The sequence below is a fragment of the Sphaerisporangium krabiense genome (assembly GCF_014200435.1).
Lineage (GTDB): Bacteria > Actinomycetota > Actinomycetes > Streptosporangiales > Streptosporangiaceae > Sphaerisporangium > Sphaerisporangium krabiense.
In genome coordinates, this window is the sequence record NZ_JACHBR010000001.1 from 4,155,408 (window position 1) to 4,171,543 (window position 16,136).

Genomic DNA, 16,136 nt, shown 5'->3' on the forward strand with positions numbered 1-16,136 from the left:
CAGGAGGCGTGGAACGAGGGCGCCGATCGCGTGATCTCTCAGGTGTCGGGCCAAGGACCAGGAGGCCACCGCATGAGCGCGACGTACGGAATCGAGGGCTTGACCGGGGACGCCTACAAGCGGCTCTTCGCCAACGCGCGCAAGGCGCTCGAACGAAACGGCGGAGACCTCGGTAGGAGCATCAGCGTGAAGGAGCCCAGCGACGAGGAGCGGCACAGAATTCATGGTCTGCTCGGTGGTGCGTCTTCCCGGCCGGGCGTCCAGCGCATCACCGTCTCGCTCGGCCACCTCGATGCCAAGGTCCGGGCGTCCATCGGCCTTGGGCTGGTGGAGTTCCTGGAACACACCGGGGGCGTGCTGCGAAATCGTCCGGCCGAGCGGGCCGCGAGCGCGGACGCCCGCGAAGGGGCGCTGCGCGCCGTGGAGGCGAGCCCGTTGCACGAGTCATGCGCGTGGTACCGCGACTGGTCGCGGACCATGGGCCGGGACGGCACGCTGACCCGACTGCTCGCGGATTCCGGACCCGTCCTCACCCAGGCCATCCGTGTCCTGGAGCGCATCGAGGCACGCCGGAGCGCGGACACGCCGGTCATGCTGCCCGATCTGGCCGCCGAGATCACCAGGAACCCCAAGGCGCTCGACCATGACAAGACGTTGTCGATGCTCGTCCTGCGGGCGCTGGCCGTCCGTGAGGACGTCCCGAGACCGGGTAGCGCCGAGGAACGGCGTGAGCTGTGGGAAGCCGCCGGTGTCGTTCCCGACGATCTCGCGAGCCGGGTCCTGGTGCTGAACCTGCCCGCGCAGGGGGAGGGACTCGGGGAGTGGCTGAGCGGAGCGGCGCGGTCCGGTACGCCGTTCCAGGTCACCCTGCACCAGCTCACCACCCTGCCGATCATGGTGTCCGTACCGGTTGTCCATGTATGCGAGAACCCTGCCGTGCTGCGGCGCGCCGCCGCCGAGCTGGGCGACGGCGCGTCCGCGCTGATCTGCACCGAGGGTCGTCCTTCGACGGCCTTCCATCGCGTCGCCAGGGCCGTCGTCGCCGGGGGAGGAGTCCTGCGTTATCACGGCGATTTCGACTGGCCCGGCGTCGCCATCGCCGCGTCCGTGATGGAACGCCACGGGGCGCGCCCCTGGCGCATGTCCGCGGCGGATTTTCTCGCCGGTCTCCGGCACGAGGGGGACGAGGTGCCGCTGACCGGCCGTCGCCACGACACGCCATGGGATCCGGCGCTGGCCGAGGCGATGGAGCGCCATGGCCGCGCCGTCTACGAGGAATCGGTGGCCGAGAATCTGATCGCCGATCTGGCGCGGAAACCGCCGGGCGCCGCATCCACTGTCCGACGGAAGCCGCGCCGATCTCCGCCCGAATCCGGCACTACCTTTCCTGCCAGCTCACCCTGCGCGTGACCAGCCACAGGCTGAGCAGGGTGAGCGCGGTGAGTACCGCGACGTCCACCAGGAGCCGCCCGGATACGGGGCCGAAGGTGACCTGGCGGATGGCCGAGGCGGCGTAGCCGGTGGGGCCGGCGTGGCTGAGGGTGAGGAGCCAGGCGGGGAGGGTGGCGGGGGGCAGGATGACGGGGCCCATGAAGAGGAGCACGATCGTCACGAGCAGGCTGGCGGAGCCGGCCTCCTCGGGCGTGCGGGCGAGGATGCCGATGAGCGCGCCGATGCCGGCCATCGGCATCACGCACAGCGGGACGACGACGAGCGCCAGCGGGCTGACGTGCAGCGGCACGCCGAGGAACAGGGCGCCGAAGATCACCGTCACGAGCAGCGAGGGGATGGAGAGGAGGAAGAACGCCAGCACGGTCGCGACGACGACGAGGGCGCGGCGCAGGGGGAGGGTCGCGAAGAAGTCCAGCGTGCCCATGGCCTTCATGAAGGCGAAGTTGCCGGCCACGTTGTTCTGGTTCTGGAACATCAGGGACAGCACGATGCTGCCGGTCAGCACATAGGCCAGGTTCTCCGGCGCGCCCTGCCGGGCGAGCAGGCCCAGGCCGACGGTGCTCATCATCGGCGCGAAGACGCCGGTCACGATCATGCCCCGCCACGACCACCGGTAGTTCGAGAGCTGGACGAGCAGCAGGTCGAGAAGCTGGACGTGCGGGGGCTGGGGCTTTCTGAGGTCAGGAGGCATAGTGCAGGTACAGGTCCTCTAGGGTGGCCGAGTGCAGGCGGATGTCGGTGACCTTGGAGAAGTCGAGGTTCGCCAGCAGTTCCGGCGTGTCGGCGTGGTCCACCATCAGGGACAGGAAATCGGGTCCCTCGCGCCAGGGCGCCATTCCGGCGGGCAGGCCGGGCGGGTCCCCTGGCTCGAACGCCAGCTCCACGCGCACCTGGAGCGCGATGGTCTTCTTCAGCTCGCGCGGCGTGCCGAGCGCGGTGAACCGGCCCCGCTGCACGATGCCCACCCGCTGGATGACCTTCTCGGCCTCCACGGCGTCGTGGGTGATCAGCACGATCGTCGTGCCGTGCTCGGCGTTCCACCGCCGCAGCACGTCCCAGACGTACTTCCTGTTGACCGGGTCGAGGTCGTTGGTGGGCTCGTCCAGGATCAGCACCGGCGGGTGCCCGGCCATCGCGACGCCGAGTTGCAGCAGCCGCCGCTGGCCGCCGGACAGCCGCGCGCTGGACTTGTCCCGTATGGGGCCGATGCGTAGCTCTTCCAGCAGCAGGTCGCGCTCGCGCGCGGCCGCCTTCCTGGCGAGCCCGCGCAGGTGGCCGGCGAAGTACACGGCCTCGCCGACGGTGAGCCTGTTGAGCGCGGCGCCGCTCTGCGGCATGTAGCCGACGAGGGCCGGCACGTGGCGCGGGTCCTCGCGGATGTCGCGGCCGAAGAGCGTGATGCCGCCCGAGGTCGGGCGCAGCAGGTTCACCATCTGGCGGACCAGCGTGGTCTTTCCCGCGCCGTTGTCGCCGAGCAGTCCGAATATCTCGCCCTCGTCGATGTGGAAGGTGACGCCGTCGACGGCGGGGGCGGGCTGTTTCGGGTAGACCTTCACCAGGTCGCGCACCTCGTAGGCGATGCCGGCCATCGGCCCCTCTCGTCGTGGTACGCGGCCCGTTGTTCGCGGCTTGTGTCCGAGTTGTTATCTGGCCCACCGAACACTACAGGCGGCGCCGGGCCGGGATCGCGAGGTTCGCGGATCTCTCTCGCGGTGGTGGGCGGGGGTGAACCGCGGTCGCCGGTGCGGCGTCGAATCGGGTGACGGAGGCGATGCGCGAGGGGGCACGGGTGGACGTGGACGGACGGTGGGCGGTGCTCATCGAGGAGCAGGGCGGTAGCGGTGAGGGGCGTGACTGGCGGCTGACCGAGGTTCGCGACGTGGGGCACGACCGGGACGGCGCGGTGCGGCTGGCCGAGACGCTGGCCCGCGAGTACGCCCCGAAACATCCCTGGGCTCCTCGCGGCCGCGCCGTATACCGGGCGGGGGAGGGGGTCTGGCTGGTCGTGGTGGCGGGCGCGACCCGGAGCTTCCACTTCCGTGTGACGGTCGCCGAGCACGTGGCGACCCTCGACTAGGCCGTCACGTCCGGGGTCGCGGGCCCCGGCTGTTCCCCGCCGGCGGCACGCCGTGCGGGGTTAGGGCTGGATGCCGAGCGCCGCGCAGGCGGCGTTCACCGTGGCGCGTCGTAGCTCCTCAAGGGGCGCGTCGGGGAACTGGATCGTGCAGTCCTGCAGGCCGCCGAGCGCCACGACCGCGCGGGTGGCCTCGGCCAGGGTGGGCTCGGGCCCGCAGAGCAGGGCGACGATCCGCTCGCGCCATGCCAGCACCAGGTCGAACAGCCCCAGCTCGGCCAGCGTGGTGAGCTCGGCGAGCACGAGCACGATGACGTCGCGGTGCCCGTAGGTGAAGTCGAAGTACTCCTCCAGCAGCGCGCGCGGCTCGATCGCGCCGAGGGCCTCCTGTCGGCTGAGGAACGCCTCGCCGTCGTCGATGAGGGGCTGCACGATGCTGCGTACCAGTTCCTCGCGTGAGGAGAAGTGGTAGTACAGCGCGGGCTTGGTGATGCCCAGCCGGTTCGCGATCTCTTGCAGGCTCGTCTTCCGCACGCCTTGGCGGGCGAACAGCTCACGGGCGACGGCCTGGATGCGCCGCTTGGTGTCGGTGGGCTTGGGCACACGCCCAGAATATCTGACTTACCGATAGGTAAGTGCGCTACCATGCTTACCTATCGTTAAGTAAGGAGGACTCATGCACGTGTTAGTCTCCGGCGCCAGCATCGCCGGTCCCGTCCTCGCCTACTGGCTCACCCGGTACGGCTTCGACGTCACCGTGGTCGAGCGGGCTCCCACGCTGCGCAAGACGGGCGGCCACGCGGTCGACCTGTTCCGCCCCGCTCTGGAGATCACCGAGGAGATGGGCGTGCTGCCCCGCGTCCAGGAGCTCGCCACCGGCACCACCCGGATGACGATGCTGCGCGAGGGCGCGCGCCGGCCGGTCGGCGTCGACCTCGCCAAGGTCTTCAACGCCGCCTCCGACCGCCACGTCGAGATCATGCGCGACGACCTGAGCGAGGTCTACTACGACGCGACCCGCGAGGACGTCGAGTACCTCTTCGGCGACTCCATCGCCGCCATCGGCCCGGACGGCGAGGTGGAGTTCGACGGCGGGCCGCCGCGCCGCTTCGACCTGGTGGTCGGCGCGGACGGGCTCCATTCCAACGTCCGCCGCCTGGTCTTCGGCCCCGAGTCCCGCTACAGCGCGTTCATCGGCGCCTACCTCGCCGTCCTCACGATGCCGGAGGGCGCCGGCGCGGGGCCGGCTCCCGGCGAGTACGCCGCCCACCTGGGCGTCGGCCGCGTGGCCGGGGTCTACCGGGCCCGCAGCACCGGCGACGCGCGGGCGGTGTTCCTGTTCAGGAGCGAGCGCGAGCTGGAGTACCACCACAGGGACGTGCCCCGGCAGAAGGAACTGCTGTGCGAGGCGTTCCAGAGCATGCACCCCGACGTGGACGGCTGGCTCGGCGAGCTGGACCACACCCCGGCCTTCTACTTCGACTCCATCACCCAGCTCCGGATGGACACCTGGTCGTCCGGCCGCGTGACGCTCGTGGGCGACGCGGGGTACTGCCCGGGACCGGCCATCGGCGGCAGCACCAGCCTGGCCGTGCTCGGCGCGTACGTCCTGGCCGGCGAGCTGGCCGAGGCCGGCGGCGACCACACGCGGGCCTTCGCCGCCTACGAGCGCGAGATGGCGGACCTGGTGCGGGGCAGCCACGCGTTCGCCCTCGGCGCGGCACGCACCCTCATCCCGCGTTCCCGGCTCGGGGTCGCGGGGCTTCTCGCCGGAACGCGGCTCGTCTCCATGCTCCCGGCCGCCGTCGGCCGGGCCCTCGGGCGGCTCAACTCCTCGGGCATTCGCCTCCACGACTCGATGACCGTCAAGCATTACGCCCGCCCGGTGCACGGAAAACACGGCGGGTGACGCGAGGAAGGCATGGCGGCGTCGCGGGAATGCGGCGGCGCGGCGCTCATATCGGTGTCAGGGGAAAGCCCGCCGCGCGCGGCCCGGGACGCGGGGCGGGGCCGGCGGATATGCCGCGCCGCGGGTGCGCCGGTGTTTCCGCAGGACGAAGGTCTACAAGGAGGTCCACCGCTGGTCATCACGGGAGTCATGGCCGGAGGCGCGGCCAGGACTTTCGGGGCGGCGCGGCGCGGGGAGGTGGCCGGGCGGGCGACGGGCGATCAGGCGGAAAAGCGAATGCGGGGGATGTACGGGAGCTTCGGCCGCGGTAATGGACGAGGGTGCGGAAACAGAAGCGGATTCGGTCATTGATCGCCATACCGCGTGCCGGATCGTGTCCCGGGAGCGGGGAGGGATAAATCGGAACGCTCCCGGGATCGGCGGCGCTTCCTCCGGTGGCGCACAGGAAGTCGCGCCCGGTTGTGATCTTTCCGCGGTCACGCCGCCGGCACGCGCATCCGGGCGGCGTGCAGCCGTTCGTAGTACGGCAGGTGGTAGTCGAGGTATCCGGAGAGCCGGGCGTCGTTCCTGACGACGCCGGCGTCGGACCCGGAGGTGGGCACGAAGCCGTCGGTCCTGCTCGTCGACTCGTGCCAGCGCTGCGTCTTGCGCCAGTCGTCGCGCACCCCGGGTTCCCAGGTCAGCGCCTCGGGGATGAACGGGATCGACACCCGCGCGCAGTACTCCCGCACGGTGGCCTCGGGGTTCCGGATCAGGTCGTCCGAGTCGATGACGACCGGCGGCGTCGCCGAGCGGGTCGCGACCGCGTCGTAGATCTCGGCGAGCCAGGCGAACCCGATCTCGTCGCGGCCCAGCTCGGCGTTGAGCTTGAAATGGGAGGCGATGGCCTGTTCGGGGTGCCGGATGATGAAGGTGTGGGTGGCCTCGGAGAGGAAGGCGTCGTCGGCGAGCAGGCCGGGGTAGTGGAAGTCGGTGGTGTCCTTGAAAAAGACGGGACCACGCGTGGCCAGCTCACGCAGTGTAGCGATCAGTTCGGTTTCTGTGTGGGCCGTGAACGGGCCGACCTGCGCCTCGCCGAAATCGGCCACATGCGAGAACGGTTCGTGTACCACGGTGTGGTCGCCGCGGGCGGCCATCATTCTCAGGAACGCGGTCGAGCGGGAACGCGGCGCGCTCCACAACGCCAAAATCCGCGGCGCCTGTCCGGCCTCGATGCTCATTGCCGTTCCTCCATCTGTTTTGCGGTCGTGTGGAAAGGATATGCCGGTCCGGCCCCGTTTTCCGTGTTCTCGCGGCGGCTTCGCACCAGTGGCGCGGGCGTTCACGAGCACCGGGATAACGTTCGCCATGACGGCTCTGACCAGGGAAGACGTGCCGAGGACCCCGGCTGGGCGGCCGGTTCGCGGGCGGGGCGCGGCGTGCGCGTTGCGGAAATGCGCCTGAGTTTCAACGATTCTTGCAGGGGCCGGTGAATTCACCGTTGACCCGGGGCACGGGCGTTGTCACGGCGCCCGCCGTACACGTGCGCGGCTCGGTGTCCTGACCCGCGGGCACGGCATTGCGAGGGGCCGGAGGTCCGGCCGGATACGCCGTCGTCCCGCCGTGGGATTTCCGCCCGCCGCCTCTCTCACCGGGTGCGGCGTGCCGGGCGCGGCGGCGTTCTCCGGGGCGTCAGGCGCCGCGTGCCCGAACGCGTGTCGTTCCCCGCCGCGGGCGATTCCCGGCCGCCGCCGGTCGCCCGTCGGCGATTCGGCGACACGCTTTCCCGATGTCATATTGCCTTTCGCGCTACGTGTCCTCGTGTATCCGGCCGGTTATCCATGGCCATTCCCGGACGCTCCCGAGGGGGCGCTCGAATGAATCGAAGGGTCGTCCGGCCGGCATGTCGAGGAAAGCGGGGCGACGCCTGGCGTGATCCATGGAAAAGGGACCGGAGCGCTTCCGTCGTCACGGTCGGATGGCGTATCGGGAACGGCGGCCCGGCGCGGTCGCAAAATGGGCTGCGGATTCGGTCGCGGATGCGCCACGGAACGCGGGAAAGGTGAATGGAAGACGGCTTTCCCGATGCCGATTCCCGTCGGATCCACCTTTCTGTCTTTCCCGGGAGCATGATCCGCACATTGTCAGGAGGCTTTTCAAGCGGTCGGCGCGAGGCGCGCACGGTGCCATTTCGCCGTCTGTTCGACGGCGTCGTAGAACGGTATCCGCCGGTGTCAGGAATCCGAGCCTTCCCGGAGTCCCGGCGTTCGGTTCCGCATGGTGGCGATCCGAATCTCGGAGATCGCGATCGGGAGGTCAGGATCCGGACTGCGCCCCTTACACGTGGCCTTCGAAATCCCGTTCCGGGAACCGGTAATGCGCGTGCGGGCCGCGGGAGAATCGGCCGGCGCGGCGCTCGCGAGTGAGTGCATTTGTCCGTGGTGCGCTCGCGCCCCAGGTAGTGGGATCGGCGCGGGAGCTCAGGGGGGGCGGCGGCGGATCGCTGGGGTGGTGGCCTGTGCGGCACGGGGTGGGCGCCGGGGCACGGTCCGATACCGCGGGCCCGGGATGGGCGAGGGTGGCGGGGTGCCCGGGAGCCGCTGGTAGAGGCCGTCCAGGGGGTTTTCGGCGCAGCCGGACTTATTGGCACATGTCGCCAAGGTCGGGTGATCGATTCCGTACCCGCGCGCCGCCGGGATCCGGAGGGCGCCGAACCCGCGGCCCTGGGGGAGAAAAGGGCGGCCTACCTGCCCGGTCCTCCTACAGAGGATCGTGAACACGGCGGCCTCGCCGCCGCGCGGCGTGATCGTGATCGCGACCTCGCACGACGCGGCGTCCGCCGCCGGCCGGGCCGGTCGCGCGGCGGCCCCGAGGGCCTGGGTCCCGCTTTTCGGACGCCCCCTATTCGGATTAAGTTGAACGGTCCGATCCCCGCTTAGCGCCGTCCGTATCCCGTAAATTCGGTCATCCTGCCAAGATTGACATGCGGCGTCCACCGCCGGGATAATCTCCGGGTGCCATCCGTTTTGCAGAATGTGACCTTCGACTGCGCGGTTCCGGTCAAGTTGGCCCGGTTCTGGAGCGAGGTCACCGGGCAGCCCGTCGATGATTACGATTCCTTCTACGCGACGGTGACCCTGCCGAATGACACGGTCCTCTACTTCGCGCGGGTCCCCGAGTCGAAGACGGTCAAGAATCGGGTGCATCTCTGCCTGCGTCCCGATGTCCCGCGCGACGCAGAGGTAAGCCGTCTGATCGGAATCGGCGCGCGTTTGGTGGCCGACCACAGGCGACCAAACGGTCACGGGTGGGTGGTGCTGGCCGACCCGGAGGGGAACGAATTCTGTGTTCTGCGCGGCACCCCGGAGCGATGACGATTACATAGCGTTTATGCTCGCTTACATAGAGCAATTAGCCGGGCCGGACGGCACAATCTAAAGAAACAGGCTTGACAGAGTTCGGCCGCAGATGCAAGCTTCTCGTTAGGGCGGGCATGGAGATCCCTTTTGCGGGGGGTTTGTTCGAACTTGGGCGAGATCGTGCGACGTCATTGTTCTCAGCGTGACGGGTATTCCGCCGCAAGTTATGTCGGGGGGCACCGCGCACGGGATTGTCGCCGATAGGTGAACGGCTCTCGAAAAGGAACTTGCGCGAAAAGGAATTAGTGAGGTTCGCTTTGCTGCGAGTACCCGGGAAGCGAGAGAGACCGACCGAGGTCGCCGTCAGGCCGGCCGCCGTCAGGCTGACCAGTTCAGGGCAGGTGTTATAGCCGTGCAGTTTCGCGTCCTGATCTGCGATGAGACCACCCTCGTGAGGGACGGTCTGCGTACCCTGTTGGACGCCGAGTCCGACATCACCGTGGTCGACACCACGGACAACGGCCACCGCGCGGTCATGCTGGTCCGCACGTACCGGCCGCACGTCGTGGTCACCGGTCTCACCCTGCAGGGAATGCTCGGCATCGAGCTGATCCGGCGGCTGCTACGGGAGGATCTCGATCCCGTGCCCAGGATCGTGGTGTTCGCCACCAACGAGCACGATGACACGCTCACCCACGACACGCTCACCAACGTGCTGCACGCGGGGGCCAGCGGCCTGCTGACCCGCGAGACCAGCCGTGACGACCTGGTCGCCGCGATCAGGACCGTCGCGAGCGGCCAGGCCATGCTGACGCCGCGTATGACCCAGCGCCTGCTGGACTGGTTCCGCCAGCACAAGACCGAGCCCGACGACATGCTGCAGCCGTACGCGGCGGCGCTGACGGAGCGGGAGCGCGAGGTCCTGCTGCTCACCGCGCGCGGCATGTCCACCGAGGACATCGGGGTCACGCTGTCCATCTCCGTGGCCACGGTCCGCACGCACATCTACCGGTTGCGCAACAAGCTCCAGCTCAGGGACAGGGCCCAGCTGGTCTCGTTCGCCTACCGGGCCGGCATGATGCAGGCCGAGTACGACCTGGCCAACAACTGAAACGTTTCACACGTTCAGGTCCGACGGTGCCCCCCACCCCACCAAGTGAGGGGCACCGCGGCTTCTCAGACCCGGTCCAGCGCCTCTTCCACCATGTGCGCGACGCGCGGCAGGTTCCGCTCGTCGAACACGCTGTAGTGGTCGCCGGACAGGGCCACGTGGTGGAACTCGCCGGTGGACTTGCGCCGCCACGCCTCGGTGCTGACCTGGTGCGCCCCGGCGATCAGGGCGTACACCGGGCCGTCGTACGAGGCGGGCGGGTGGTAGCGGTACAGCGCCTCGGCGGCGCCGGCGAAGATGTGGTACCGGTCCCGCAGCTCGTCGGCCGACAGGTCCAGTGACACGCCGGTCTTCGCCAGCATGTCCGTGATCGGGGTGAGCGCGTCCAGCGGCTTGAGCAGCCAGGCCAGCTCGCCCGACGGCACGCCCTGCAGCCGGGACACGTCGTAGACGAACTGCCGGCGCAGCTCCTCCTCGTCGGGCACCGGGACGCTCAGGTCCACGGCGTACTCGGCGTCGAACAGCACCACCGGCTGCCGCGCGCCGCTGCGCTCGGCGTGCTGGCGCGCCACCTCGAAGGCGAGGCACGCGCCGAACGACCACCCGGCGAACACGCAGGTGGACAGGTCCATCTCGGCGCCCAGCTCGTCCAGGATCCGCGTGCCGACCTCGACGAGCCTGCGCTCCACGGGCCTGGCCCGGTCGCCGGGCCTGCTGAGGCAGCCGTACACGCCGTACCCCTCGCGCAGCGCCCGGGTGAGCGGCACGTAGCAGAACAGCGCGCCGCCGCTCGGGTTCATCAGCACCAGGTTGCGCGGCTCGGCGCCGGCGCGCATCACGACGGCCTGGGTCTCGCGCGCCGCCGTGGTCTGCGCGCGGCGCGCGAGCATCTGCTCGTACAGCTTCCTGCGCTCGGGGGAGAGCTGGGCGAGCTTGTCCTCGGGGACGCTCATCGGTTCTCCTCCTCCAGCCGTGCGCTCGCCGCGCTGACCTCTTCCTCCGACATGGACTCCAGCATGGCGAGCAGTTCGTCCTCGCTCATGGAGTCCATGCGCTGGGCGTCGACGATGCCCGCGATGTGCGCCGGGGTCGGGGACAGGAAGAAGTCGGCCAGCGAGATGCGCACCTTGAAGCGCCGGTTGATGGACGAGATGAGCTGCGCGGCCTGCAGGCTGTTCCCGCCGAGCTGGAAGAAGTCGTCGCCGACGCCGATGCGCTCGTTGCGCAGCAGCGGCCCCATGATCTCCTGGACCAGCACGCGCTCGGTCTCGGTCCTCGGCTGCGCCACGGGGCCGCCGGCCGACAGCGGCTCCGGGTCGGGCAGCGCGCGGCGGTTGACCTTCCCGCTGCTGTTCAGCGGCAGCTCGGGCAGGTGCACGAAGTAGGACGGGATCATGTACGCGGGCAGCCGCTCCGCCAGGTGCTCGCGCAGCGCGTCCACGTCGAGCGGCCCCGCGCCGGTGGAGACGTACCCCACCAGGTGCCGTTCGCCGGCCTCGTCCGCCCACGGCTCCACCGCGACCTGGGCGACGCCGGGGAACGCGGCGACGCCCGCCTCGACCTCGCCCAGCTCGATCCGCAGGCCGCGGATCTTCACCTGCTGGTCGATGCGGCCGATGAAGACGATCCGGCCGTCCGACAGCCGCTTGACCAGGTCGCCGGTGCGGTACAGCCGCCCTCCCGGCGCGGTGCCGAACGGGTCGGGGACGAACTTCTCCTCGGTCAGCTCGGGCCGGTTCAGGTACCCCCTGGCCAGGCCCGCGCCGCCGATGACCAGCTCGCCCGGCACGCCGCACGGCACCGGGTTCAGATGGCGGTCCAGGACGTGGGCGACGTGGTTGGTCATGGGCAGGCCGATCGGCGGGGTGTTCTCCCAGGTCCCCGGGCACTCCTCGACGATCATGGTGACCGTGCACTCGGTGGGGCCGTAGCCGTTGAACAGGCGGCGGCCCGGGTTCCACCGGTTGACGAGCTCGGCCGAGAACGCCTCGCCGCCGACGAACACGATGCGCAGCGCGTCGAACCGCTCGGGTTCGAGCAGGTTCATCACCGCGGGCGGCAGGTCGATCACGGTGATCCCCGACCGCTCCATCAACGCCTGCAGGCGCTCGATGGACAGCCGCTCCTCGTCCACGGCCAGGTACAGCCGCGCCCCGGTGAGCAACGCGGCGAACAGCTCGAACACCGACACGTCGAAGTTCAGCGAGGCGAAGCCGAGGACGCGGTCCTCGGGGGTCAGCTCGAACAGCTCCTGAACCGTGTCGACGAAGTTGACGACGCTGCGCTGTTCGATCAGCACGCCCTTCGGCCGTCCCGTGCTGCCGGAGGTGTAGATGATGTAGGCGACGTCGTCGGGACCGGCCGTCAGCTGCGGGTCGTCCTCCGGCGCCGAGCCCAGCGCCTCGCCGATCTCGTCCAGGACGACGAGCTGGCGCCCCGCCCCGGCCAGCCGGTCGGTGAGCGAGGAGTCGGTCAGCACGGCCAGCGCGTCGGCGTCCGCGACGATCTGCGCGATCCTGGCGGCGGGGTTGGACGGGTCCAGCGGCAGGTAGGCCGCGCCGGACTTCAGCACGGCGAGCACCGCCACCACCATGTCGGCCGAGCGCGGCAGCGCGAGCGCCACGACCTGGCCGGGCTTGGCGCCGAGGTCGAGGAGGTGGTGCGCGAGCCGGTTGGCCCTGCGGTTCAGCTCGGCGTAGGTGACCGGAACCTCCGACACCACCAGCGCGGTCTCCTCGCCCCTGGCCCTGACCTGCGCCTCGAACTCGGCGACGATCGTGGTGGCGCGCACCTCGCGCGCGGGTCCGCCGAAGGACAGGACGCGCTCGTACTCCCGCTCGTCCAGCGCATCGATGTACGACAGCGGGGTCTGCGGCGAGGCGCAGGCGTTGATGAGGAACCGCCCGTAGTTGGCGGCGAACCGCTCGACGGTCTCCTCGTCGAACAGGTCGGTGTTGTACTCGCACTCGATGGTGCTGAGGTCGCCGTTCCTGGTGATGCCCCAGGCCATGTCGAACCGCGAGGTGCCGGTGTGCGTGGACGCGAGGCTGACCTCGATGCCCTCGAGCTGGATCGGCGGCGCGAAGTCGGCGAGCGCGAACGCGATCTGGAACAAGGGCTGCCGCGACGGGTCGCGCGGCGGCCGGACGGCCTCGATGAGCTTGCCGAACGGGATGTCGCCGTGGGAGAACGTGTCCTGGACGACGGTCCGCGTGCGGTCCACGATCTCGCGGAAGGTCGGGTCGCCCGACAGGTCGAAGCGCAGGACGAGCTGGTTGATGAAGAAGCCGGTCACGGTCTCCAGCGAGCTGAAGCGGCGGTTGGCGTTCGGCGAGCCGATCACCACGTCGTCCTGGCCGCTGTAGCGCTGCATCATCGCGGCGAACCCGGCCGTGAAGATGTTGAACGGCGTGACGCCGATCTTGCGGGCCAGCCCGTCCACCGCGCGGTCCAGCTCGGGCGGCAGCGCCACCTGGACCCCGGCGCCGTTGAAGGTGACCTGCGTGGGACGCGGCCGGTCGGTGGGGAACTCCAGCGTCGGCGCGTCGGCGAGCCGTTCGCGCCACCAGGTGTTCAGGTCCTCGAGGCGCTTGCCCGCCAGCCATTCCCGCTGCCAGACCGCGTAGTCGGCGTACTGCACCGGCAGGTCGGCGAGCTCCGGCTCGACGCCGTTCCTGCCCGCCCGGTACAGCTCGGCCAGGTCGCGGGCGAGCACCGTCTGCGACCAGCCGTCGAAGACCATGTGGTGGACGTTGAACAGCAGGTAGTGGTCGTCGGGCGCCAGCCGGTACAGGCGGACGCGCCACAGCGGCGGCGTCTCGATCGCGAAGGGGATGCGCGCCTCGATCCTGAGCAGCGCCTCGACCTCCTGCTCGCTGGACGCCTCCACGAGGAGCATCTCGACGGGCAGCTCGGGCGCGATCACCTGCACCGGGGCGTTGTCCCGCTCGGTCACGCTGGTGCGCAGGGACTCGTGCCGGGCCACCAGCGCGGTCAGCGCGCCGCCCAGCGCCTCGGTGTCCAGCTCGCCGCGCAGCCGGTAGCAGAACGGCATGCTGTAGGTCGGCTCGTCGGGGGAGAGCCGGTGGTGGGTCCACAGGGGTTCCTGGTTGAACGACAGCGGCACGGGGCCGGTGGTCTGCCGCGCCACGGGGCCGAGGTCGACGGCGGGCTCCGCTCCCGCGCGCAGCTGCGCGAGCAGACGCGCGCGCTTGTCCTCGGGCAGCCTGGCCAGGCGTTTGAGCAGTTCGGTCATGGAATCCTCCGTGTCCGCACGGGAGCATTGCCGGTCGGTCCGGCCAGGGTCGATCTCCGCGCTTCGTGGTGTGGCAGGTCGGACAGGTCGCTGAGCGCGCTGGAGAGAACGGCGATGCCGCGCAGGTAGTCGGCCAGCACGATGTGCTCGTCCTCGGAGTGGTCGAGCGAGCTGTCGCCGGGGCCGTAGGTGGCCATCGGCACGTCCCAGACCTCGGCGAGGGTGTTCATGTCCGAGGTGGCGGTCTTCAGCTTGGCCGTGGCGCGGCCCTGCTGCGTGGCGATGCCGGCGAACAGCGCGCGGACGACGGGGTCGCGGCGGGTGGTGCGGCAGGCGGCGACCGAGTTGACGACGGTCAGCTCGCCGGCGCCGCCGAGCCGGGCGCGCAGGTCGCGGACCAGGGCGGGCGCGTCGAAGCCCGGCGAGGTGCGCACGCTCATCTCCATCTCCGCGGCGGAGAGCCCGCCGTTGAGCGAGACCAGCGTGGCGGTGGGCTGGTCGAAGACGGCGTGCTCCGGCTGCGGCGGCAGCAGCGACACCAGGGAGTTCCAGCAGTGGACGGCCAGCTCGGACGCCTTGGGGACCGGGTTGCTCGGGTGCGTGGGCGGCACCGTCACCTGGTAGCGCAGGTCCAGCTTGCCCTTGTAGCCGAGCACGACGCTCGACCAGCCGCTGGGCTCGCCGATGATGAGCGCGTCGGGCGGGCTGTGGGTGTTGCGGATCGCCATCGCCCCGCGCGAGCACGGCGTCTCCTCCTCGACCACGCCGATGACCACGACCCGGCCGCGGAACCCGGGCGTCCCGGCGGCGGCGCAGATCATCGCGGCGAGCGGCCCCTTGGCGTCGACGGCGCCCCGGCCGTACAGGCTGCCGTTGACGGAGCGGACGGGCAGGGTGCCGGGCACGGTGTCCATGTGGCCGAGCAGCATCACGGTGGGCCCGTCGCCCCGGACGATCTCGCCGACTGCGTTGCCGGTCTCGTCGACGTAGGCGCTGAAGCCGAGCTCGCGCATCGCGGTGACGAGGGCGCGGGCGAGCGCGGCCTCGTGGTGGGAGGGGGAGTCGATCTCCAGCATCCGGCGGAGCAGCCCGATCGCGACGGTCTCGCCGACCGGGCCGGTGTCCGCGCTGGGCCAATCATTCATCAGGGGCTCGTCTCCATGGTGTCGAGGCGGTCGCGTCCCCCCAGGACGACCGTGGTCGCGGCGCCGTCCAGCGCGGCCGTCACCGGCCGGGGGCGGCGTCCGTCCGCGATGAGCGTCTCGGGCACGCCGGCCGCGAGCGCCTCACGGGCGGCGATCAGTTTCAGTCCCATGCCGCCGGAGCGGTGGGCGGGGGGCTCGTCCGGCGAGAGCTCCACCACGGGCAGCACCGAGTCCGGGTCGTCCACGTCGGCGAGGACCCCCGGGGCGCCGGTCAGCATCACCAGGCGCCTGGCGCCGAGCGCGGCGGCCACCGCGGCGGCGGCCCGGTCGGCGTTGACGTTCACCGGACGGCCGTCCTCGGCCAGCGCCGGAGGCGAGACGACCGGCACCACGCCCGCGGCGAGCAGCGCGCGCAGCAGCCCGGCGTCCACGCTGGTGATCGTCCCCACCTGGTTGTCGCGCACCATCACGCGCACGCCGTCCACGACGGCGCGGTGCGCCGCCTTCCTGCGGGCGCGCAGCAGGCCCGCGTCCAGGCCGGTGAGCCCTACCGCGCGGACCCCGGCCGCGGCGAGCGAGGCGAGCAGGCGCGGCTTGGCCATGCCGGCCAGGGCCAGCGTGACGACCTCCAGCATGGCCGGGTCGGTGTAGCGCGCGGGCACGCCGTCCGGGGCGACGAGCCGCCTGCTCGGCACGCCGAGCCGCGCGGCCAGCCGCTCGATGTCGGCCGAGCCGCCGTGTACCAGCACGATCTCGGCGCCCCGCTCGCGCAGCGCGGCCACGTCGGCGCACACCTCGTCCACCTCGACCGCGGCGTTGCCCCCGCACTTGACCACCGTGATGTCAGTCATG

The 16,136-nt window shown here is 70.7% G+C and carries 13 protein-coding genes; 5 read left to right on the forward strand and 8 right to left on the reverse strand.

Annotated features, from left to right (window positions below):
• Window positions 1-72 precede the first annotated feature (72 nt).
• On the forward strand, window positions 73-1,410 hold the full coding sequence (locus BJ981_RS18380; protein WP_184612547.1) for a TIGR02679 family protein: 1,338 nt from the start codon (window positions 73-75) through the stop codon (window positions 1,408-1,410).
• Here BJ981_RS18380 and BJ981_RS18385 read toward each other — a convergent pair.
• Window positions 1,379-2,143 carry an ABC transporter permease gene (locus BJ981_RS18385; RefSeq protein ID WP_184612548.1) on the reverse strand — a complete coding sequence of 255 codons (765 nt, stop codon included), beginning with the start codon at window positions 2,141-2,143 and terminating at the stop codon, window positions 1,379-1,381. The two genes, BJ981_RS18380 and BJ981_RS18385, sit on opposite strands and share 32 nt — an antisense overlap.
• Window positions 2,133-3,041 (reverse strand): ABC transporter ATP-binding protein, encoded by a 909-nt coding sequence (locus tag BJ981_RS18390; RefSeq protein ID WP_184612549.1) that lies wholly within the window; start codon window positions 3,039-3,041, stop codon window positions 2,133-2,135. Before BJ981_RS18390 ends, BJ981_RS18385 begins: the two co-directional genes overlap by 11 nt.
• A 182-nt stretch (window positions 3,042-3,223) precedes the next feature.
• On the opposite strand from BJ981_RS18390, the gene BJ981_RS18395 reads away from it, so the two are divergent.
• The gene (locus BJ981_RS18395) at window positions 3,224-3,529 is read left to right on the forward strand and encodes a hypothetical protein (protein ID WP_204070233.1); all 306 of its coding nucleotides are present in this window, start codon (window positions 3,224-3,226) and stop codon (window positions 3,527-3,529) included.
• A 60-nt stretch (window positions 3,530-3,589) separates the two neighbouring features.
• Here BJ981_RS18395 and BJ981_RS18400 read toward each other — a convergent pair whose 3' ends face one another.
• Window positions 3,590-4,129 (reverse strand): TetR/AcrR family transcriptional regulator, encoded by a 540-nt coding sequence (locus tag BJ981_RS18400; protein ID WP_184612551.1) that lies wholly within the window; start codon window positions 4,127-4,129, stop codon window positions 3,590-3,592.
• A gap of 73 nt (window positions 4,130-4,202) precedes the next feature.
• On the opposite strand from BJ981_RS18400, the gene BJ981_RS18405 reads away from it, so the two are divergent.
• A complete protein-coding gene (locus tag BJ981_RS18405; RefSeq protein ID WP_184612552.1) occupies window positions 4,203-5,435 on the forward strand; it encodes an FAD-dependent monooxygenase in 1,233 nt (410 codons plus the stop codon).
• Window positions 5,436-5,911: 476 nt separating this feature from the next.
• On the opposite strand, the gene BJ981_RS18410 is transcribed toward BJ981_RS18405, so the two are convergent.
• Window positions 5,912-6,655: a sulfotransferase-like domain-containing protein gene (locus tag BJ981_RS18410; protein ID WP_184612553.1), complete on the reverse strand. Its 744-nt coding sequence runs from the start codon at window positions 6,653-6,655 to the stop codon at window positions 5,912-5,914.
• 1,773 nt (window positions 6,656-8,428) lie between these two features.
• Between BJ981_RS18410 and BJ981_RS18415 the strand changes: the two genes are divergently transcribed.
• Together BJ981_RS18415 and BJ981_RS18420 are read left to right on the forward strand one after the other, a co-directional pair.
• Window positions 8,429-8,788, forward strand: a complete 360-nt coding sequence (locus BJ981_RS18415; protein ID WP_184612554.1) for a VOC family protein — start codon at window positions 8,429-8,431, stop codon at window positions 8,786-8,788.
• 397 nt (window positions 8,789-9,185) lie between these two features.
• The gene (locus BJ981_RS18420) at window positions 9,186-9,884 is read left to right on the forward strand and encodes a response regulator (RefSeq protein WP_184612555.1); all 699 of its coding nucleotides are present in this window, start codon (window positions 9,186-9,188) and stop codon (window positions 9,882-9,884) included.
• Between the two features lie 65 nt (window positions 9,885-9,949).
• On the opposite strand, the gene BJ981_RS18425 is transcribed toward BJ981_RS18420, so the two are convergent.
• The 4 genes from BJ981_RS18425 to BJ981_RS18440 are packed head-to-tail and all read right to left on the reverse strand — an operon-like array spanning window position 9,950 to window position 16,135.
• The gene (locus tag BJ981_RS18425) at window positions 9,950-10,837 is read right to left on the reverse strand and encodes a thioesterase domain-containing protein (protein ID WP_184612556.1); all 888 of its coding nucleotides are present in this window, start codon (window positions 10,835-10,837) and stop codon (window positions 9,950-9,952) included.
• Window positions 10,834-14,139 carry a non-ribosomal peptide synthetase gene (locus BJ981_RS18430; RefSeq protein WP_184612557.1) on the reverse strand — a complete coding sequence of 1,102 codons (3,306 nt, stop codon included), beginning with the start codon at window positions 14,137-14,139 and terminating at the stop codon, window positions 10,834-10,836. Before BJ981_RS18430 ends, BJ981_RS18425 begins: the two co-directional genes overlap by 4 nt.
• Entirely contained in the window at window positions 14,136-15,284 is a 1,149-nt protein-coding gene (locus BJ981_RS18435) for a M20/M25/M40 family metallo-hydrolase (RefSeq protein ID WP_184612558.1), read from the reverse strand. The genes BJ981_RS18430 and BJ981_RS18435 overlap by 4 nt, the downstream gene beginning before the upstream one ends.
• Window positions 15,284-16,135, reverse strand: coding sequence for a [LysW]-aminoadipate kinase (locus tag BJ981_RS18440; protein WP_184612559.1), 852 nt, complete (start codon window positions 16,133-16,135; stop codon window positions 15,284-15,286). The genes BJ981_RS18435 and BJ981_RS18440 overlap by 1 nt, the downstream gene beginning before the upstream one ends.
• Window position 16,136 lies beyond the last annotated feature (1 nt).

What these genes read in the sequence shown, in the direction of transcription:
- BJ981_RS18380 (WP_184612547.1), top strand. Translation starts at nt 73, where the DNA reads ATGAGCGCGACGTACGGAATCGAGGGCTTGACCGGGGACGCCTACAAG.
- BJ981_RS18385 (WP_184612548.1), bottom strand. Translation starts at nt 2,143, where the DNA reads ATGCCTCCTGACCTCAGAAAGCCCCAGCCCCCGCACGTCCAGCTTCTC.
- BJ981_RS18390 (WP_184612549.1), bottom strand. Translation starts at nt 3,041, where the DNA reads ATGGCCGGCATCGCCTACGAGGTGCGCGACCTGGTGAAGGTCTACCCG.
- BJ981_RS18395 (WP_204070233.1), top strand. Translation starts at nt 3,224, where the DNA reads ATGCGCGAGGGGGCACGGGTGGACGTGGACGGACGGTGGGCGGTGCTC.
- BJ981_RS18405 (WP_184612552.1), top strand. Translation starts at nt 4,203, where the DNA reads ATGCACGTGTTAGTCTCCGGCGCCAGCATCGCCGGTCCCGTCCTCGCC.
- BJ981_RS18410 (WP_184612553.1), bottom strand. Translation starts at nt 6,655, where the DNA reads ATGAGCATCGAGGCCGGACAGGCGCCGCGGATTTTGGCGTTGTGGAGC.
- BJ981_RS18425 (WP_184612556.1), bottom strand. Translation starts at nt 10,837, where the DNA reads ATGAGCGTCCCCGAGGACAAGCTCGCCCAGCTCTCCCCCGAGCGCAGG.
- BJ981_RS18430 (WP_184612557.1), bottom strand. Translation starts at nt 14,139, where the DNA reads ATGACCGAACTGCTCAAACGCCTGGCCAGGCTGCCCGAGGACAAGCGC.
- BJ981_RS18435 (WP_184612558.1), bottom strand. Translation starts at nt 15,284, where the DNA reads ATGAATGATTGGCCCAGCGCGGACACCGGCCCGGTCGGCGAGACCGTC.
- BJ981_RS18440 (WP_184612559.1), bottom strand. Translation starts at nt 16,135, where the DNA reads ATGACTGACATCACGGTGGTCAAGTGCGGGGGCAACGCCGCGGTCGAG.